The organism is Citrobacter sp. Ce129, assembly GCF_030334545.1.
Taxonomy (GTDB): Bacteria; Pseudomonadota; Gammaproteobacteria; order Enterobacterales; family Enterobacteriaceae; genus Citrobacter; species Citrobacter europaeus.
The window spans coordinates 417,477-434,231 of record NZ_JAOWDS010000073.1 but is presented as its reverse complement, the minus strand read 5'-3'; the positions used below and the strand labels follow the sequence as shown (position 1 = coordinate 434,231).

17 protein-coding genes are annotated in these 16,755 nt (G+C 54.7%); 14 read left to right on the top strand and 3 right to left on the bottom strand.

Features of this window, described 5'->3' with window-relative positions; translation table 11 throughout:
- The first annotated feature begins 1 nt into the window (after window position 1).
- Genes mepA through OGV77_RS21645 form a run of 4 tightly spaced genes read left to right on the top strand, consistent with a single transcriptional unit; the run spans window position 2 to window position 2,494 of the window.
- Window positions 2-826, top strand: a complete 825-nt coding sequence (mepA, locus tag OGV77_RS21660) for a penicillin-insensitive murein endopeptidase (RefSeq protein ID WP_043017080.1) — start codon at window positions 2-4, stop codon at window positions 824-826.
- Window positions 826-1,635 carry a sulfite exporter TauE/SafE family protein gene (locus OGV77_RS21655; RefSeq protein ID WP_043017079.1) on the top strand — a complete coding sequence of 270 codons (810 nt, stop codon included), beginning with the start codon at window positions 826-828 and terminating at the stop codon, window positions 1,633-1,635. Before mepA ends, OGV77_RS21655 begins: the two co-directional genes overlap by 1 nt.
- The gene (locus tag OGV77_RS21650) at window positions 1,635-2,183 is read left to right on the top strand and encodes an elongation factor P hydroxylase (protein ID WP_005129723.1); all 549 of its coding nucleotides are present in this window, start codon (window positions 1,635-1,637) and stop codon (window positions 2,181-2,183) included. Before OGV77_RS21655 ends, OGV77_RS21650 begins: the two co-directional genes overlap by 1 nt.
- A gap of 32 nt (window positions 2,184-2,215) precedes the next feature.
- Entirely contained in the window at window positions 2,216-2,494 is a 279-nt protein-coding gene (locus tag OGV77_RS21645; RefSeq protein WP_087051285.1) for a YfcL family protein, read from the top strand.
- Window positions 2,495-2,604: 110 nt separating this feature from the next.
- Here the strand turns inward: OGV77_RS21645 and mnmC are convergent, their stop codons facing one another.
- Entirely contained in the window at window positions 2,605-4,605 is a 2,001-nt protein-coding gene (gene mnmC / locus OGV77_RS21640; RefSeq protein WP_170928029.1) for a bifunctional tRNA (5-methylaminomethyl-2-thiouridine)(34)-methyltransferase MnmC2/FAD-dependent 5-carboxymethylaminomethyl-2-thiouridine(34) oxidoreductase MnmC1, read from the bottom strand.
- A gap of 159 nt (window positions 4,606-4,764) precedes the next feature.
- On the opposite strand from mnmC, the gene fabB reads away from it, so the two are divergent.
- Window positions 4,765-5,979 (top strand): beta-ketoacyl-ACP synthase I, encoded by a 1,215-nt coding sequence (gene fabB, locus OGV77_RS21635; RefSeq protein WP_003028160.1) that lies wholly within the window; start codon window positions 4,765-4,767, stop codon window positions 5,977-5,979.
- A 50-nt stretch (window positions 5,980-6,029) separates the two neighbouring features.
- Here the strand turns inward: fabB and OGV77_RS21630 are convergent, their stop codons facing one another.
- Window positions 6,030-6,548 carry a YqhG/Tai3 family protein gene (locus OGV77_RS21630; protein ID WP_043017960.1) on the bottom strand — a complete coding sequence of 173 codons (519 nt, stop codon included), beginning with the start codon at window positions 6,546-6,548 and terminating at the stop codon, window positions 6,030-6,032.
- A 289-nt stretch (window positions 6,549-6,837) separates the two neighbouring features.
- On the opposite strand from OGV77_RS21630, the gene OGV77_RS21625 reads away from it, so the two are divergent.
- The gene (locus OGV77_RS21625; RefSeq protein WP_003834805.1) at window positions 6,838-8,016 is read left to right on the top strand and encodes an MFS transporter; all 1,179 of its coding nucleotides are present in this window, start codon (window positions 6,838-6,840) and stop codon (window positions 8,014-8,016) included.
- On the opposite strand, the gene flk is transcribed toward OGV77_RS21625, so the two are convergent.
- Window positions 8,013-9,014 (bottom strand): flagella biosynthesis regulator Flk, encoded by a 1,002-nt coding sequence (flk, locus tag OGV77_RS21620; protein ID WP_043017959.1) that lies wholly within the window; start codon window positions 9,012-9,014, stop codon window positions 8,013-8,015. The genes OGV77_RS21625 and flk overlap by 4 nt on opposite strands.
- Before the next feature lie 108 nt (window positions 9,015-9,122).
- Between flk and pdxB the strand changes: the two genes are divergently transcribed.
- From pdxB to cvpA, 8 genes are all read left to right on the top strand, one after another.
- Window positions 9,123-10,259, top strand: coding sequence for a 4-phosphoerythronate dehydrogenase PdxB (gene pdxB / locus OGV77_RS21615; protein ID WP_087051287.1), 1,137 nt, complete (start codon window positions 9,123-9,125; stop codon window positions 10,257-10,259).
- 67 nt (window positions 10,260-10,326) lie between these two features.
- Window positions 10,327-11,340 (top strand): aspartate-semialdehyde dehydrogenase, encoded by a 1,014-nt coding sequence (locus OGV77_RS21610; protein WP_043017075.1) that lies wholly within the window; start codon window positions 10,327-10,329, stop codon window positions 11,338-11,340.
- A complete protein-coding gene (truA, locus tag OGV77_RS21605) occupies window positions 11,340-12,152 on the top strand; it encodes a tRNA pseudouridine(38-40) synthase TruA (RefSeq protein WP_043017074.1) in 813 nt (270 codons plus the stop codon). The genes OGV77_RS21610 and truA overlap by 1 nt, the downstream gene beginning before the upstream one ends.
- 24 nt (window positions 12,153-12,176) lie before the next feature.
- Complete coding sequence (locus OGV77_RS21600; protein WP_043017073.1) at window positions 12,177-12,836, top strand: DedA family protein; 660 nt, start codon at window positions 12,177-12,179, stop codon at window positions 12,834-12,836.
- Window positions 12,837-12,985: 149 nt separating this feature from the next.
- Window positions 12,986-13,900 carry an acetyl-CoA carboxylase, carboxyltransferase subunit beta gene (gene accD, locus OGV77_RS21595; RefSeq protein ID WP_043017072.1) on the top strand — a complete coding sequence of 305 codons (915 nt, stop codon included), beginning with the start codon at window positions 12,986-12,988 and terminating at the stop codon, window positions 13,898-13,900.
- Window positions 13,901-14,092: 192 nt separating this feature from the next.
- The gene (gene folC, locus OGV77_RS21590; RefSeq protein WP_087051289.1) at window positions 14,093-15,361 is read left to right on the top strand and encodes a bifunctional tetrahydrofolate synthase/dihydrofolate synthase; all 1,269 of its coding nucleotides are present in this window, start codon (window positions 14,093-14,095) and stop codon (window positions 15,359-15,361) included.
- Complete coding sequence (gene dedD / locus OGV77_RS21585; protein WP_043017070.1) at window positions 15,351-16,013, top strand: cell division protein DedD; 663 nt, start codon at window positions 15,351-15,353, stop codon at window positions 16,011-16,013. The genes folC and dedD overlap by 11 nt, the downstream gene beginning before the upstream one ends.
- Window positions 16,014-16,233: 220 nt before the next feature.
- On the top strand, window positions 16,234-16,722 hold the full coding sequence (gene cvpA / locus OGV77_RS21580) for a colicin V production protein (protein ID WP_005129678.1): 489 nt from the start codon (window positions 16,234-16,236) through the stop codon (window positions 16,720-16,722).
- The last annotated feature ends 33 nt before the right edge of the window (window positions 16,723-16,755 follow it).

Below are 16,755 nucleotides of genomic sequence, written 5' to 3'. Positions count from 1 at the left end.
GATGAAAAAAACGGCACTTGTGGCGCTGGCTCTGTTTGCCAGCACCGCCTGTCTGGCGGCGACGCCCTGGCAGAAAATTACCCATCCGGTTGCAGGTAGCGCGCAGTCTATCGGCGCGTTTTCCAATGGCTGCATTGTTGGTGCAGATACGCTGCCTGTACAGTCAGAACACTATCAGGTGATGCGCACCGATCAGCGTCGTTACTTTGGTCATCCGGACCTGGTGATGTTTATCCAGCGTCTGAGTAATCAGGCTAATAATCTGGGGCTGGGCACGGTGTTAATCGGCGATATGGGCATGCCAGCCGGTGGGCGGTTCAATGGCGGTCACGCCAGCCACCAGACGGGACTGGATGTCGATATTTTCCTGCAACTGCCAAAAACGCGCTGGACCCAGTCGCAACTGCTGCGACCGCAGGCGTTAGATTTGGTCTCACAGGACGGTAAACGTGTCGTGCCGTCACTGTGGAAGCCGGAGATTTTCAGCCTGATAAGGCTGGCGGCAAAAGATAATGAAGTCACGCGTATTTTTGTGAACCCGGCGATTAAGCAGCAACTTTGTCTGGATGCGGGTACCGACAGGGACTGGTTGCGTAAAGTGCGGCCATGGTTCCAGCATCGTGCGCATATGCATGTACGGTTACGTTGTCCTGCCGACAGTCTTGAGTGCGAAGATCAACCGTTACCGCCACCGGGTGACGGCTGTGGCGCGGAGCTGCAAAGCTGGTTCGAACCTCCAAAACCTGGAACCACCAAGCCTGAGAAGAAGACACCGCCCCCGTTGCCGCCTTCCTGCCAGGCGCTACTGGACGAGCATGTACTCTAATGGATCATTTTGCCTCTGTGTTTATGGTGTCGCCACTGCTGTTAGGCGTGCTTTTTTTCGTGGCGATGCTGGCAGGTTTTATTGATTCTCTGGCCGGAGGCGGTGGTTTACTCACCATCCCGGCATTGATGGCGGCCGGCATGCCACCCGCGCAAGCGCTGGCTACCAATAAGTTGCAGGCCTGTGGCGGATCTATCTCTTCTTCCCTCTATTTTATTCGTCGGGGCGTGGTTAACCTGGCGGATCAGAAGCTCAATATCTTCATGACGTTTATCGGGTCAATGAGCGGCGCGCTATTGGTTCAGCACGTGCAGTCAGATATTCTGCGCCAGATCCTGCCGGTTCTGGTTATCTGTATTGGCCTTTACTTTCTGTTAATGCCGAAAGTGGGCGAAGAAGATCGTCAGCGTCGATTGCACGGGTTGCCTTTCGCGCTGGTGGCCGGTGGCTGCGTTGGCTTTTACGATGGCTTTTTTGGTCCGGCGGCGGGATCGTTCTACGCGCTGGCCTTTGTCATGTTATGCGGCTATAACCTGGCGAAATCGACGGCCCACGCCAAAGTATTAAATGCCACATCGAATATCGGTGGGCTGTTGCTGTTTGCCCTCGGCGGCAAAGTGATTTGGGCGACCGGATTTGTGATGCTCATTGGCCAGTTTATTGGCGCACGGATGGGCTCGCGGCTGGTGCTCAGCAAAGGACAAAAACTCATACGGCCAATGATTGTTATTGTCTCCGCCGTGATGAGCGCCAAGCTACTTTATGATAATCATGGACAGGAGATTCTCCACTGGCTGGGGATGAACTAATGAATAATACCCATCACTATGAACAGTTAATTGAGATTTTTAACGGCTGCTTTGCCGATGAATTTAATACCCGTCTGATTAAAGGCGACGACGAACCGATCTATCTTCCTGCTGATGCGGAATTACCGTATCACCGTATCGTTTTTGCGCATGGTTATTATGCCAGCGCGCTACACGAAATCTCACACTGGTGCATCGCCGGTAAGGCCCGTCGTGAGCTGGTCGATTTTGGTTACTGGTACTGCCCTGATGGACGCGATGCGAAGACGCAATGCCAGTTTGAAGATGTGGAAGTGAAGCCGCAGGCGTTTGACTGGCTGTTTTGCATGGCGGCGGGATATCCGTTTAACGTCAGTTGCGACAACCTGGAAGGGGACTTTGAACCGGATCGCGTGGTATTCCAGCGCCGTGTTCATGCCCAGGTGATGGAGTATCTGGATAAGGGCATCCCCGAACGTCCGGCACGCTTCATTAACGCGTTACAAAATTATTATCACACGCCTGAACTTAAGGCGGAACAATTCCCGTGGCCCGAAGCGCTCAACTGAAGCCGCTACCACGTTTACAATGAGGAAAGAAGATGATCGCGGAGTTTGAATCACGCATTCTGGCATTAATCGACGATATGGTAGAGCACGCCAGCGATGATGAGTTGTTTGCCAGTGGCTATTTGCGTGGGCACCTGACGCTGGCCGTGGCTGAACTGGACGCTGGCGAGGACCATTCCGCTGAGGCATTGTACGCCAATGTGACCAGCAGCCTGGCAAAAGCCATCAGCGCAGGCGAACTCTCGCCGCGTGACCAGGCGTTAGTGAAAGAGATGTGGGACACGCTGTTCCAGAAGGCGACAAAACAATAATTGCAGTGGATTGTGCCGGATGGCGACGCTAAGGCGTCTTATCCGGCCTACAAGGACGGGAGTTGTAGGCCTGATAAGCGCAGTGCATCAGGCAATGATGAGAGGGTATCTTATTTCACCGCTTTTCCCTTCAATAACTTCCTGACCCACAACCGATTCGGATTCAGCGCCGCCAGCGTGCTGGCATCCATAGGGATAGGTTCATCGCTCATTTGTGATGCCAGAATTTCTGCACATAGCGGGGCAGTACACAACCCGCGCGAGCCCAGCGCGCCCAGCATAAACAAATCGGAATACACCGGGGCGTTTACGGCGTGCTCTTTGTCTTCGGCAAGAGTGGCATACTGGCTGAGCGTGGCGTCATAGTCCGCGACGTTGCCGACCATCGGCATGTGATCGCGCGTGGCGCAGCGCACTCCACAGCGGGCGGCATGCGCACTGACGTCCACCTCTTTTGCCCATGCAGCGTTAGGCAAGCAGTCGATTAAGCGTTGACGGTTTTGCTGCTGATCGTCCTCGCGATATGCGGTTTCCTCGCTCCCTCGATGATAGCTGGCACCAATGCAGTGCTGCTGATTTTGCGGGTTATGCGGCGTGAGGTAGCCGTCATAGCACAGCACCTGACGCAACGCTGAAAGCGCAGGCGTGGTGGGAATATGACTCACCTGACCGCCCACGGAGTACACCGGGAGCGACTGCGTCTGCTCAATGCTGTTAATTCGATGACCGTTAGCCAGAACGACAGCTGCGTGAGTGGCGGTTTCACCACTGGCAAACTGCAATTGCCAGCTTGCCGTGTGGCGTGTCAGTGAGGTCAGCGTATGTTGATAGCGGGTGCGTAATCCCAGCGTTGCGGCATAGTCCAGTACGGCGGCGGTTAACTGCGCCGGGTATAACCATCCTCCGCTCGGATACTGAATCCCGCCGCATCGGGTTTCCACGCCTGTCGTTTGTAAAACCTGCTGTGCGTCAACCCCGATGGCGAGCGCATCGGGCAGTTCAAGGGACAGCATCTGCGCGATTTTTTGCTGGCTTTTCTCATCCCATGCCAGTTGCGTCACGCCGCACCAGTCATGCGCGAACTCAACGGGGAGGGCGTCATACAGTCGACGGGCGAAGGTAAACGCGGTGGGGAAAAACAGATTAATGGCCGCGTCATGCTTGCTGAGTAGCGGATAGAGCGCGCCCTGGCGATTGCCGGATGCGCCCCCGGCGGGTTTTTCGTCTGCGCAATACAGCGTGACTTGCCAGCCACGGCGCAGTAACGCCAGAGACAACAATGCGCTGGCAATCCCCCCGCCAATAATGGCGGCTTCACGTTTATCTGTTCCCGTACGTGCAAACCATGGCGCTGAGGAAGGGAGCGCCTGAGTCTGTTCCATTACGCCACAGAGCATTTCGCGCTTGCGGCCAAAGCCTTTGCATTTTTGCATTGTAAACCCGGCTTCCTGCAACCCCCGACGTACAAAGCCTGCCGATGTGAAGGTCGCTAATGTACCGCCGGGACGAGCCAGTCGGGCCATCGCGTTAAAGAGTGTTGGCGTCCACATATCCGGGTTTTTTGCCGGCGCGAAACCGTCCAGGAACCAGGCGTCCACCTTTTGATTAAGAGAATCATCCAGTTTGCAGGTCAGCTCGTTAATATCGCCAAACCACAGATCCAGTGTGACACGCCCTTCATCAAGCAGCAGACGATGACATCCCGCCAGCGGCAGCGGCCATTGCTCTTGCAGCGCCGAGGCCCACGGCGCAAGTTCTGACCAGTGCTGGTGGGCTAAAGTAAGATCTTCACGCGTTAGCGGATATTTTTCGAAACTGATGAAATGTAATCTTTCCAGGGTAGCGTCAGGGTGAGTATCGCGAAACTCGGAAAATGCCTGCCAGAGCGTGAGGAAGTTAAGTCCGGTGCCAAACCCACTTTCTGCTACCACGAAGAGGGGGCGTGAATGTGAAGGGAATCGCTGTGCGAGATGGTTACCGCCGAGAAAGACGTAACGTGTCTCCTCCAGCCCGTTATCATTAGAAAAATAGACATCGTCAAAATCTCGGGAAACAGGTGTACCCTCAGAGTTGAATTCAAGGTTGGCAGGTTGTATAGCGTATTGTTTCACGTAAGTTACTCGTCTGGCAGGCTGTGCCCCGATCTTAGCGATGAGTGCCTGGCTGCGCAAATTTCCACATAAATTGGCTGATCGGACTTGTTCGGCGTACAAGTGTACGCTATTGTGCCACTCGAAACTTTAAAATAGTGCGACTTACAGAGGTATTGAATGAAACGTGCAGTGATTACTGGCTTGGGCATCGTTTCCAGCATCGGTAATAACCAGCAGGAAGTCCTGGCATCTCTGCGTGAAGGACGTTCAGGGATCACTTTCTCTCAGGAGCTGAAGGACTCCGGCATGCGTAGCCACGTTTGGGGCAACGTAAAACTGGATACCACTGGCCTCATTGACCGCAAAGTAGTGCGCTTCATGAGCGACGCATCCATTTATGCATTCCTTTCAATGGAGCAGGCTGTGGCTGATGCTGGCCTTGCTGCAGAAGATTACCAGAATAATCCGCGCGTTGGCCTGATTGCAGGTTCCGGCGGCGGCTCCCCACGTTTTCAGGTATTCGGCGCTGACGCAATGCGTAGCCCGCGTGGCCTGAAAGCGGTTGGCCCGTATGTGGTCACCAAAGCGATGGCGTCCGGCGTTTCAGCCTGCCTCGCAACGCCGTTCAAAATCCACGGCGTAAACTACTCCATCAGCTCTGCCTGTGCGACATCTGCGCACTGCATCGGCAATGCGGTAGAACAAATTCAACTGGGCAAACAAGACATCGTTTTTGCTGGCGGCGGCGAAGAGCTGTGCTGGGAAATGGCGTGTGAATTCGACGCAATGGGCGCGCTGTCTACCAAATATAACGACGATCCATCCAAAGCTTCCCGTACCTATGACGCAAACCGTGATGGTTTCGTTATTGCAGGCGGCGGCGGTATGGTTGTCGTCGAAGAACTGGAACATGCTCTGGCCCGTGGCGCGCATATCTATGCGGAAATCGTCGGTTACGGCGCAACGTCCGATGGTGCTGACATGGTTGCTCCGTCTGGCGAAGGCGCAGTACGTTGCATGCAGATGGCGATGCACGGCGTAGACACGCCGATCGACTACCTGAACTCCCACGGTACCTCTACTCCGGTAGGCGACGTGAAAGAGCTTGGCGCAATTCGTGAAGTGTTTGGCGACAACAGCCCGGCAATCTCTGCGACCAAAGCGATGACCGGCCACTCCCTGGGCGCGGCTGGCGTACAGGAAGCTATCTACTCTCTGCTGATGCTGGAACACGGCTTTATCGCGCCAAGCATCAACATTGAAGAGCTGGATGAGCAGGCGGCAGGTCTGAACATCGTGACCAAACCGACCGAGCAGGCGCTGACCACTGTGATGTCCAACAGCTTCGGCTTTGGCGGCACCAACGCAACGCTGGTCATGCGTAAGCTGTAAGTGTAAGTCTACAAAATGAGATGCAAAGGGGAGCCTGATGGCTCCCTTTTTTATTTTTTCATCTTTTCGTACTCCGGTGCGATCTCCGCAGACCATGCCCTGGCTTGCGCAATATCACCGGCGCTGTAGATTGGCTGTTCAAATTGATTGCCCAGATCCCGCACGCGATAAATTTTCCAGCGACCTTCTTCCCAACGGGTATACACTTCCAACTGCATGGGCGCTTCGCCTGTCGGTCCACCTAATTGTACTTCCACCTTTTCGCCACCGAGAAAGTGTTGCGCTGCTCCAACCCGTAGCCGCGGGATCCATTCAGGGTCGTAATCCTGCACGTACATAAAATAGTCAGAATTTATTATTTCCTGCTCGTAAAGGCTGTCAATCAGCGCCAGACGGTCGATAACGTCTTTCGCCACATAAAGTTGCATGAGTGCGGACGTATCCCGATCTTGTGTGTATGCGGACATCCACGCGAGATAGAACTGTTTTACATCTTGTGTGCTGTCCCGATGAGGCGCAGAGCAGCCGCAAAGCACCAGGATGAGAGCAATAAGCGAAAATGCTTTCATTTCCGTGTCCATAAAATATTCTGGCAAAACTGATCGTTGAGTGTCTTCCTTATTGACAACTTTTTCCTCATTGTTTGTGCTTTTCTTAGAGAGAATAACCATTTGTTTTGTGTGGTGTTCAGTGATTTCAAGGTTGACAAGTTTAGCCCCTCGCAGGCAGACTCCAGCTTCAACATTATCCTCTTGATAATGCGTAAGCGTTTAACGTTATCCAACGCACCTTAATCCTGATAGTCAGGTAGAGGGGGCGTGGGCATTCCTCGCCTTACTCTGCATTTTGGAGTAACGCATGACAGCTGTAACCCAACAAGAAAAAACACCTTCGGCGAACTTTTCGCTGTTTCGCATCGCTTTTGCGGTTTTCCTGACCTATATGACGGTCGGTTTACCTTTGCCCGTCATTCCTCTGTTTGTGCACCAGGAGCTCGGCTATGGCAATACCATGGTCGGTATCGCCGTAGGCGTACAGTTTCTGGCAACGGTATTAACGCGCGGCTACGCCGGGCGCCTGGCCGATCAATATGGCGCTAAACGTTCGGCGCTACAGGGGATGTTTGCCTGTGGGCTGGCGGGCGCGGCGTGGCTTTTAGCCGCGCTATTGCCTGTTTCTGTCCCCGTAAAATTTGCGTTGTTAATCGTCGGTCGTTTGATCCTCGGTTTTGGCGAAAGCCAGTTGCTCACCGGGACGCTGACCTGGGGACTTGGGCTGGTCGGGCCAACACGTTCGGGTAAGGTGATGTCGTGGAACGGGATGGCGATTTACGGCGCACTGGCTGCCGGTGCGCCGCTGGGCCTGTTGATCCACAGCCACTTTGGTTTTGCGGCGCTGGCGGGGACGACGATGGTTTTACCGCTGCTGGCCTGGGCATTCAACGGCACCGTGCGCAAAGTGCCTGCTCATGCAGGAGAACGTCCTTCGTTATGGAGCGTGGTAGGGCTTATCTGGAAACCGGGCCTGGGCCTGGCGCTGCAGGGCGTTGGCTTTGCGGTGATCGGTACGTTTATTTCACTCTATTTTGTCAGCAACGGCTGGACGATGGCGGGGTTCACCCTGACCGCGTTTGGTGGGGCGTTTGTGCTGATGCGCATTCTGTTTGGCTGGATGCCAGACCGGTTCGGCGGCGTGAAGGTCGCCGTTGTCTCCTTGCTGGTGGAAACCGCAGGACTGATTCTGCTGTGGCAGGCCCCATCGGCCTGGATTGCGCTGCTCGGGGCGGCATTAACCGGGGCCGGGTGTTCGCTTATCTTCCCGGCATTGGGCGTCGAGGTCGTGAAGCGAGTGCCCGCGCAGGTTCGCGGTACAGCGCTGGGCGGTTATGCCGCGTTTCAGGATATCTCCTACGGCATAAGTGGTCCGGTCGCGGGGGTGCTGGCCACCGCATACGGTTATCCCTCGGTATTCCTTGCCGGGGCGATATCCGCCGTGGTGGGCATTATTGTAACGCTGCTAACGCTGCGTAAAGGTTAAGCGACCAGCCAGAAAATGGCTAACGCAATCATCAACGCAATAAACAGCAGTCCCGGTCGTGCCGACAGAGATTTAACCGTTTCAATCATCGGCGCGAACGGGCTGTAAATGGGCTGCAGATGACGCGGATCGCTGAGCTCGCGTTCTCGTTCCACGCGGCGCAGGAAGATTTGATTCAGCAAGTCCTGCACCTGCACCGTGGTCAGAATCGTTTGTGGTTGGATCTGATACGTCTGCTGCGCGTACTCTTTTATTGCCGTCAGCTCATTCGGCTCTAATGGCAGCTTTAGCGCCGCCTGGAGCGTTTGCAGTGTTGGGGCGCTTTGCAGGCTGAGCGTCTGGCGCGCCTGCAGCCAGGTGACCAGATGCGTAAATTGTTTGGCGGGGATCAGCTCTCCGCTTTTTACGCCAGACAGCTCCAGCATCGACTGCCAGATCATCTTCCCGGATTCTCCCGTGGCCGCCGCCAGTTTGGTAACCAACTGGTTCAGCGTATTGTGCTCAGCGGGGAGCAACGGACGATCGGTGGCCGGGCGCTGCTGCGGTTGCGGTATCGAAAGTTGCCCTTGCTGCAGCAGCGTGAGCACGTTCTTCAACTGCTCAGGCGTGAGCTGGCTAAGCGCCGTTTGCCCATACTGCTGACGGATAAAATCACTTACCGCCTGGCGGTTATTTCCCTGACTCAGTAATTCAGTGAGCTGCGACAGTACCTGACGATTAGCATGATTTTGCTGAGCAACCCCCAGCCGTTGGTTAAGGTTTTGCTCAGCGGCAGGAAAGTGACGTGACTGCAATGGCGTATCACTTTTAACGCCCAGATCGTGCTTCATTCCGGCCCACACCTCGGCGCTTTGCTGTTGGGTGAGTGAAATCAGACGGGTAATCAGTCGCTCCAGCACGGTACGTTGTTGTGTGGATAACGGTTGTTCACCCGCCGCGGAAGGGGCATTTTGGCCTTCGCCGGGAGGGCGAGCGGGCGTACCTGAAATGGGCTGCATCATCTCTGTTCCTTAAATCTGTGCTGACCAGGTCTCGCAGTATGCCTGGCGGCGAGATTATGGCACACTTGCCCGGTTAACTCTCGTTCTCAAACAGGTGCGAAAGACGTGAAAATCCTCGTTGATGAAAATATGCCCTATGCCCGCGAACTGTTCAGTCGTTTGGGGGAGGTCAAAGCGGTTCCCGGTCGCCCGATTCCCGTTGCCGAACTGGATGATGCGGATGCCTTAATGGTGCGCTCGGTGACGAAAGTAAATGAATCACTGCTTAGCGGAAAACCGGTTAAATTTGTCGGTACGGCAACCGCAGGCACGGACCATGTGGATGAAGCCTGGCTTGCGCAGTCGAAGATCGGTTTTTCCGCCGCCCCCGGCTGTAACGCGATTGCGGTGGTTGAGTATGTCTTTTCCGCACTGCTGATGCTGGCGGAGCGTGACGGGTTTGCGCTACGCGATCGTACAGTGGGCATCGTGGGCGTGGGTAACGTGGGCGGACGTTTGCAGACGCGCCTGGAAGCGCTGGGGATCCGTACGCTGCTGTGCGATCCACCGCGAGCCGATCGCGGTGACGAAGGCAATTTCTGCTCGCTGGATGAAATGGTAGAGCAAGCCGATGTGCTGACTTTCCATACGCCGCTGTTCAAAGACGGACCGTACAAGACGTTGCACCTCGCGGATGACGCGCTGATTAGCCGACTGAAGCCGGGCACCATTCTGATCAACGCCTGCCGCGGGCCAGTTATCGACAATACGGCATTGCTGAACCGATTGAATGCCGGTCAGTCGCTGAGCGTCGTACTGGATGTCTGGGAAGGGGAGCCGGATCTCAATGTGGCATTGCTGGAGAAAGCCGATATCGGCACAGCGCACATTGCCGGGTACACCCTGGAAGGAAAAGCGCGTGGCACCACGCAGGTCTTTGAGGCCTATAGCAAGTTTATTGGTCGCGAACAGCACGTGGCGCTGAATACCCTGTTACCGGCGCCTGAATTTGGTCGTATCACTCTGCATGGCCCGTTAGATCAGCCAACGCTGAAAAGGCTGGCGCATTTAGTGTATGATGTGCGCCGCGATGATGCGCCGCTGCGTAAAGTCGCTGGAATTCCGGGTGAGTTTGATAAACTGCGTAAAAATTATCTTGAGCGCCGTGAATGGTCGTCTTTATACGTGATGTGTGACGACGCAACGGCTGCGGCCTTGCTGTGTAAGCTGGGTTTTAACGCGGTTCACCACCCGGCACATTAATGTCTTCTTAATGCTCCCTGTCGAATAATACGACAGGGACGCTTACGTATTTCTGGAGTAAATCACCATGTCTGAAGGCTGGAATATTGCCATTCTTGGCGCTACGGGCGCCGTAGGCGAAGCCCTGCTCGATACGCTGGCTGAACGCCAGTTCCCGGTCGGTGAAATTTATGCGCTGGCGCGTAATGAAAGCGCCGGCGAGCATCTGCGTTTTAACGGTAAATCGGTCATTGTGCAGGACGTTGCAGACTTTGACTGGACGCAGGCGCAGTTAGCATTTTTCGTTGCGGGCGCAGAAGCCACCGCCGCATGGGTCGAAGAAGCGACCAATGCCGGTTGTCTGGTTATCGACAGCAGTGGCCTGTTCGCGCTTGAGCCGGACGTTCCGCTGGTGGTTCCGGACGTTAACCCGTTCGTGCTGGCGGATTACCGTAACCGTAATGTGATTGCGGTTCCTGACAGCCTGACCAGCCAACTGCTGTCTGCGCTGAAGCCGCTGATTGATGACGGCGGTCTGTCACGTATTACGGTGACCAATATTATTTCGGCTTCCGCTCACGGTAAAAAAGCCGTCGATGCGTTGGCCGGACAGAGTGCGAAACTGCTTAACGGCATCCCGATTGACGAAGATGATTTCTTTGGCCGTCAGTTGGCGTTCAACATGCTGCCGCTGCTGCCAGATCGCGAAGGTAGCGTGCGGGAAGAGCGTCGTATTGTCGATGAAGTGCGCAAAATTATGCAGGACGACGGACTACTGATCTCCGCCAGCATCGTACAGTCGCCCGTGTTTTATGGCCATGCGCAGATGGTGAATTTTGAAGCTCTGCGTCCGCTGGCGGCGGAAGAAGCACGTGATGCGTTTTCACGCGGTGAGGACGTGGTGTTGTCGGAAGAGACTGATTTCCCGACCCAGGTTGGCGATGCCTCGGGCACTCCGCACCTGTCAATTGGCTGTGTGCATAACGATTACGGTATGCCGGAGCAGGTTCAGTTCTGGTCTGTGGCAGACAACGTACGCTTCGGCGGCGCGTTGATGGCGGTGAAAATTGCGGAAAAACTGGTACAGGAGTACCTGTACTAATGTCTGACCAGCAACAGCCTGCAACCCATAAAATTGCGCTGGGCATTGAGTATGACGGCAGCAAATATTATGGCTGGCAGCGCCAGAACGAAGTGCGTAGCGTTCAGGAAAAACTGGAAAAAGCGCTCTCTCAGGTGGCGAATGAACGCATCAATGTCTTTTGTGCGGGACGCACGGATGCGGGCGTTCATGGCACGGGGCAGGTTGTGCACTTTGAAACGACCGCCCAGCGTAAAGATGCGGCCTGGACACTGGGGGTAAATGCGAATTTACCTGGTGACATCGCTGTACGCTGGGTGAAAGCTGTACCCGATGATTTTCATGCCCGATTTAGCGCCACGGCTCGCCGTTATCGCTACATCATCTACAATCATCGGTTGCGCCCTGCGGTTTTGGGTAAAGGGGTAACCCATTACTATGAACCGCTGGACGCTGAGCGTATGCATCGTGCTGCCCAGTGTCTGATTGGCGAAAATGATTTTACCTCGTTTCGGGCGGTGCAGTGTCAGTCGCGCACACCGTGGCGCAACGTGATGCACATTAACGTCGAACGTTTCGGTGCATATGTGGTGGTGGATATTAAAGCGAATGCCTTTGTACATCATATGGTCAGGAATATTGTCGGCAGCCTGATGGAAGTAGGCGCCCACAACCAGCCGGAGAGCTGGATAGCAGAACTGTTAGCGGCGAAGGACAGAACGCTGGCAGCGGCAACGGCGAAAGCGGAAGGGCTGTATCTGGTTGCGGTAGATTACCCGGAACGGTTCGACCTGCCAAAACCGCCTATGGGCCCGCTATTTCTGGCGGACTAATTTGAGTCGTATAAAGGCAAAACTATGGACCTGATTTACTTTCTTATCGATTTTATCTTGCACATTGATGTGCATCTGGCGGAGCTGGTTGCGGAATACGGTATCTGGGTATACGCGATTCTGTTTCTGATCCTGTTCTGCGAAACCGGACTGGTGGTAACGCCGTTCCTGCCGGGAGACTCGCTGTTGTTTGTCGCTGGTGCGCTTTCTGCGCTGCCAACTAACGATCTCAACGTTCATCTGATGGTGATGTTGATGATTGTGGCGGCGATTATCGGCGATGCGGTGAACTACACGATTGGCCGGTTGTTCGGTGAAAAACTTTTCAGTAACCCGAACTCTAAAATTTTCCGTCGCAGTTACCTGGATAAAACCCATGCGTTCTACGAGCGTCATGGCGGCAAAACGATTATCCTGGCGCGTTTCGTGCCTATCGTGCGTACATTCGCGCCGTTTGTTGCCGGGATGGGGCACATGTCCTACCGTCATTTTGCGATGTATAACGTCGCAGGCGCGCTGCTGTGGGTATTGCTGTTCACCTATGCAGGCTATCTGTTCGGCGATCTGCCGATCGTTCAGGAAAACCTGAAATTACTGATTGTGGCGATTATCGTCCTTTCCGTATTGCCGGGCGTAATTGAAGTGATTCGCCATAAACGTGCTGCGTCACGGGCTGCAAAATAGAAAGTAACTCAGCGGTTCGACCACTTTTTTATCCAAAGTTTCGGGCTGTTATGTTTTAATGTGCAACATTCATGGTCTGTTAGGGGCAAAAATGGCATTATGCGCCCCTTATAACAAAGCTGACTAGGGTTCAGGCAGAAAGGTCACCAATGAGCTGGATTGAACGAATTAAAAGCAACATTACTCCCACCCGCAAGGCAAGCATTCCTGAAGGGGTGTGGACCAAGTGTGATAGCTGCGGTCAGGTTTTATACCGTGCTGAGCTGGAACGTAATCTTGAGGTCTGTCCGAAGTGTGACCATCATATGCGCATGTCGGCGCGCAATCGCCTGCATAGCCTGTTAGATGAAGGTTCTCTTGTGGAACTGGGTAGCGAGCTTGAGCCGAAAGACGTGCTGAAGTTTCGTGACTCCAAAAAATACAAAGACAGACTGGCTTCTGCGCAGAAAGAAACCGGCGAGAAAGATGCGCTGGTGGTGATGAAAGGCACGCTCCACGGTATGCCGGTCGTTGCTGCTGCATTCGAGTTCGCGTTTATGGGCGGCTCCATGGGCTCTGTGGTCGGTGCGCGTTTTGTCCGCGCCGTTGAGCAGGCGCTGGAAGATAACTGTCCGCTGATCTGCTTCTCCGCTTCTGGCGGGGCGCGTATGCAGGAAGCGCTGATGTCTCTGATGCAGATGGCGAAAACCTCTGCCGCGCTGGCGAAAATGCAGGAACGCGGTTTACCGTATATTTCTGTACTGACCGACCCAACGATGGGCGGTGTTTCCGCGAGCTTCGCGATGCTGGGCGATCTTAACATTGCAGAACCGAAAGCACTGATCGGCTTCGCGGGTCCGCGTGTTATCGAGCAAACCGTACGTGAGAAACTGCCGCCGGGATTCCAGCGCAGCGAGTTCCTGATTGAAAAAGGCGCTATCGATATGATCGTCCGCCGTCCGGAAATGCGCCTGAAACTGGCAAGCATTCTGGCGAAGCTGATGAATCTGCCTGCGCCGAATCCGGATGAGCCGCGTGAAGGCGAGGTGGTACCTCCGGTTCCCGAGCAGGAACCAGAGGCCTGATAGTTTACTCTATGGGTTTCGGGTTGCAGGCAGGCGATAAAAGCGTTGATCCCGATGAGCTTACACCGGTAAGTGATTCGGGAGAGCGAGTACAGCCAACGCATCTGCAACGTGAAAAACGACGTGTAAAAAAGGGCAGGCCGGTTGGCGCTGCCCTTTTGCTTTCCTCAACGTAAAGAATCTACAGCCATCATGGACAATAAACGTATTCCTCAAGCCGCGTCGCCCCTGGCATCGTGGCTTTCTTATCTGGAAAACCTGCACAGTAAAACCATCGATCTTGGCCTTGAACGCGTCAGTCAGGTGGCGCGCAAACTCGGTGTGTTGAAACCCGCGCCATTTGTTTTTACAGTGGCGGGAACCAACGGGAAAGGCACAACCTGCCGTACGCTGGAATCTGTGCTGACCGCAGCAGGTTATAAAGTTGGCGTTTACAGTTCACCCCATCTGGTGCGCTACACGGAACGCGTGCGCGTGCAGGGACGTGAACTGCCGGAATCCGCGCATACCGCCTCATTTGCTGAGATTGAAGATGCGCGTGGCGACATTTCTCTGACCTACTTTGAATACGGTACGTTATCAGCGCTCTGGCTGTTTAAACAGGCTCAACTGGATGTCGTCATTCTGGAAGTGGGGTTAGGCGGCCGCCTTGATGCGACCAATATCGTTGATGCCGATGTCGCTGTGGTGACCAGCATTGCACTCGACCATACTGACTGGCTGGGCCCGGATCGCGAAAGCATCGGTCGTGAGAAGGCGGGAATTTTCCGCGCAGAGAAACCGGCTATCGTCGGCGAACCGGAAATGCCTTACACCATCGCCGATGTCGCGCAAGAGAGCGGGGCGATTTTGCAACGCTGCGGCGTGGACTGGCGCTATGCGGTCACGGAGAATGACTGGTCGTTTACGGACGCTCATGGAACGTTGTCGCACCTGCCGTTGCCGCAGGTTCCACAACCTAACGCCGCTACCGCACTGGCCGCGCTTCGCGCAAGCGGGCTTAACGTCAGCGAGCACGCGATTCGTGAGGGTATCGAAAAAGCGATTTTACCGGGGCGTTTTCAGATTGTGAGCGAGTCGCCGCGGGTGATTTTTGATGTCGCCCATAACCCGCATGCGGCGGAGTATTTGACCGGACGTCTGAAAAAGTTAGTGAAAAGCGGGCGTGTACTTGCGGTTATCGGTATGCTACATGATAAAGATATTGCCGGTACGTTAGCCTGGTTAAAAAGCGTGGTTGACGCCTGGTACTGTGCGCCCCTGGAAGGGCCGCGTGGTGCAACGGCAGAACAACTGCTGGAGCACCTGGGCAAAGGCAACGCCTATGACAGCGTGGCGCAGGCATGGTCTGCAGCACTCGCTGAGGCGAAGCCAGAAGATACCGTGTTGGTGTGTGGATCGTTTCACACTGTCGCACATGTCATGGAAGTGATAGACGTGGGGAGAAGCGGTGGCGAGTAAGTTTCAGAATCGATTAGTCGGCACAATTGTGCTGGTCGCGCTGGGGGTGATTGTGCTCCCCGGGCTGCTTGACGGGCAGAAAAAGCATTATCAGGATGAGTTTGCGGCGATCCCTCTGGTGCCGAAACCCGGCGATCGCGATGAACCAGACATGATGCCTGCGGCAACGCAGGCGCTGCCGACCCAGCCGCCGGAAGGGGCGGCAGAAGAGGTGCGGGCGGGTGATGCTGCCGCGCCATCGTTGGATCCGTCACGTTTGACGACGGCAAACAGCGCGGAGTTAGATCCTGTCCCTGCGCCCGTAGAGCAGCCGAAGCCCAAACCGAAGCCGCAGCCTGTTGCCGTCGCTCCGACGCCTGCACCGACCCCAGCGCCTAAACCGGCTGTTGAGGAACCGCCAGCGCCGACTGGTAAAGCGTACGTTGTACAGCTTGGTGCGCTGAAAAATGCGGATAAGGTCAATGAGATCGTGGGTAAACTTCGTGGCGCGGGCTTCCGGGTATATACTTCCCCGTCGACGCCGGTGCAGGGTAAAATAACCCGTATTCTCGTAGGGCCTGACGCCTCCAAAGATAAGCTAAAGAACTCGCTGGGCGAGCTGCAGAAGATCTCTGGTCTGAGTGGCGTCGTGATGGGGTACACCCCTAATTAAGGGATTGCGCTGTTCTCGGCGCTGCTCTTATTCAGGCCGGATAGGGTGTTTTCACCGCTATCCGGCAGTGCCCGAAGAGGCATAAAACGGTATGGCGTTGAAGATTTTTTCAGCGCCATTTTTATTTACGCGTGGAAAGGAAATCCCTACGCAAACGTTTTCTTTTTCTGTTAGAATGCGCCCCGAACAGGACGACAGGGCGTAAAATCGTGGGACACTTATGGTCTGGATTGATTACGCCATTATCGCGGTGATTGGTTTTTCCTGTCTGGTTAGCCTGATCCGTGGCTTTGTTCGTGAAGCATTATCGTTGGTGACTTGGGGTTGTGCTTTCTTTGTCGCCAGCCATTACTACACTTACCTGTCTGTCTGGTTTACGGGCTTTGAAGACGAACTGGTTCGAAATGGGATTGCTATCGCGATACTGTTTATCGCGACACTTATCGTCGGCGCTATCGTTAACTTTGTGATAGGCCAACTGGTAGAGAAAACAGGCTTGTCGGGTACCGACAGGGTGTTGGGGATCTGCTTTGGTGCTCTGCGAGGAGCGCTGATCGTCGCCGCCATACTGTTCTTTCTCGATACCTTTACCGGTCTGTCGAAAAGTGAAGACTGGAGTAAGTCGCAGCTGATCCCGCAGTTCAGTTTCATCATCAGATGGTTCTTTGACTATCTGCAAAGCTCGTCAAGTTTCTTGCCCAAAGTATAAACTTTGGGTTGTTGCTGAACGAGGAAAAGACGT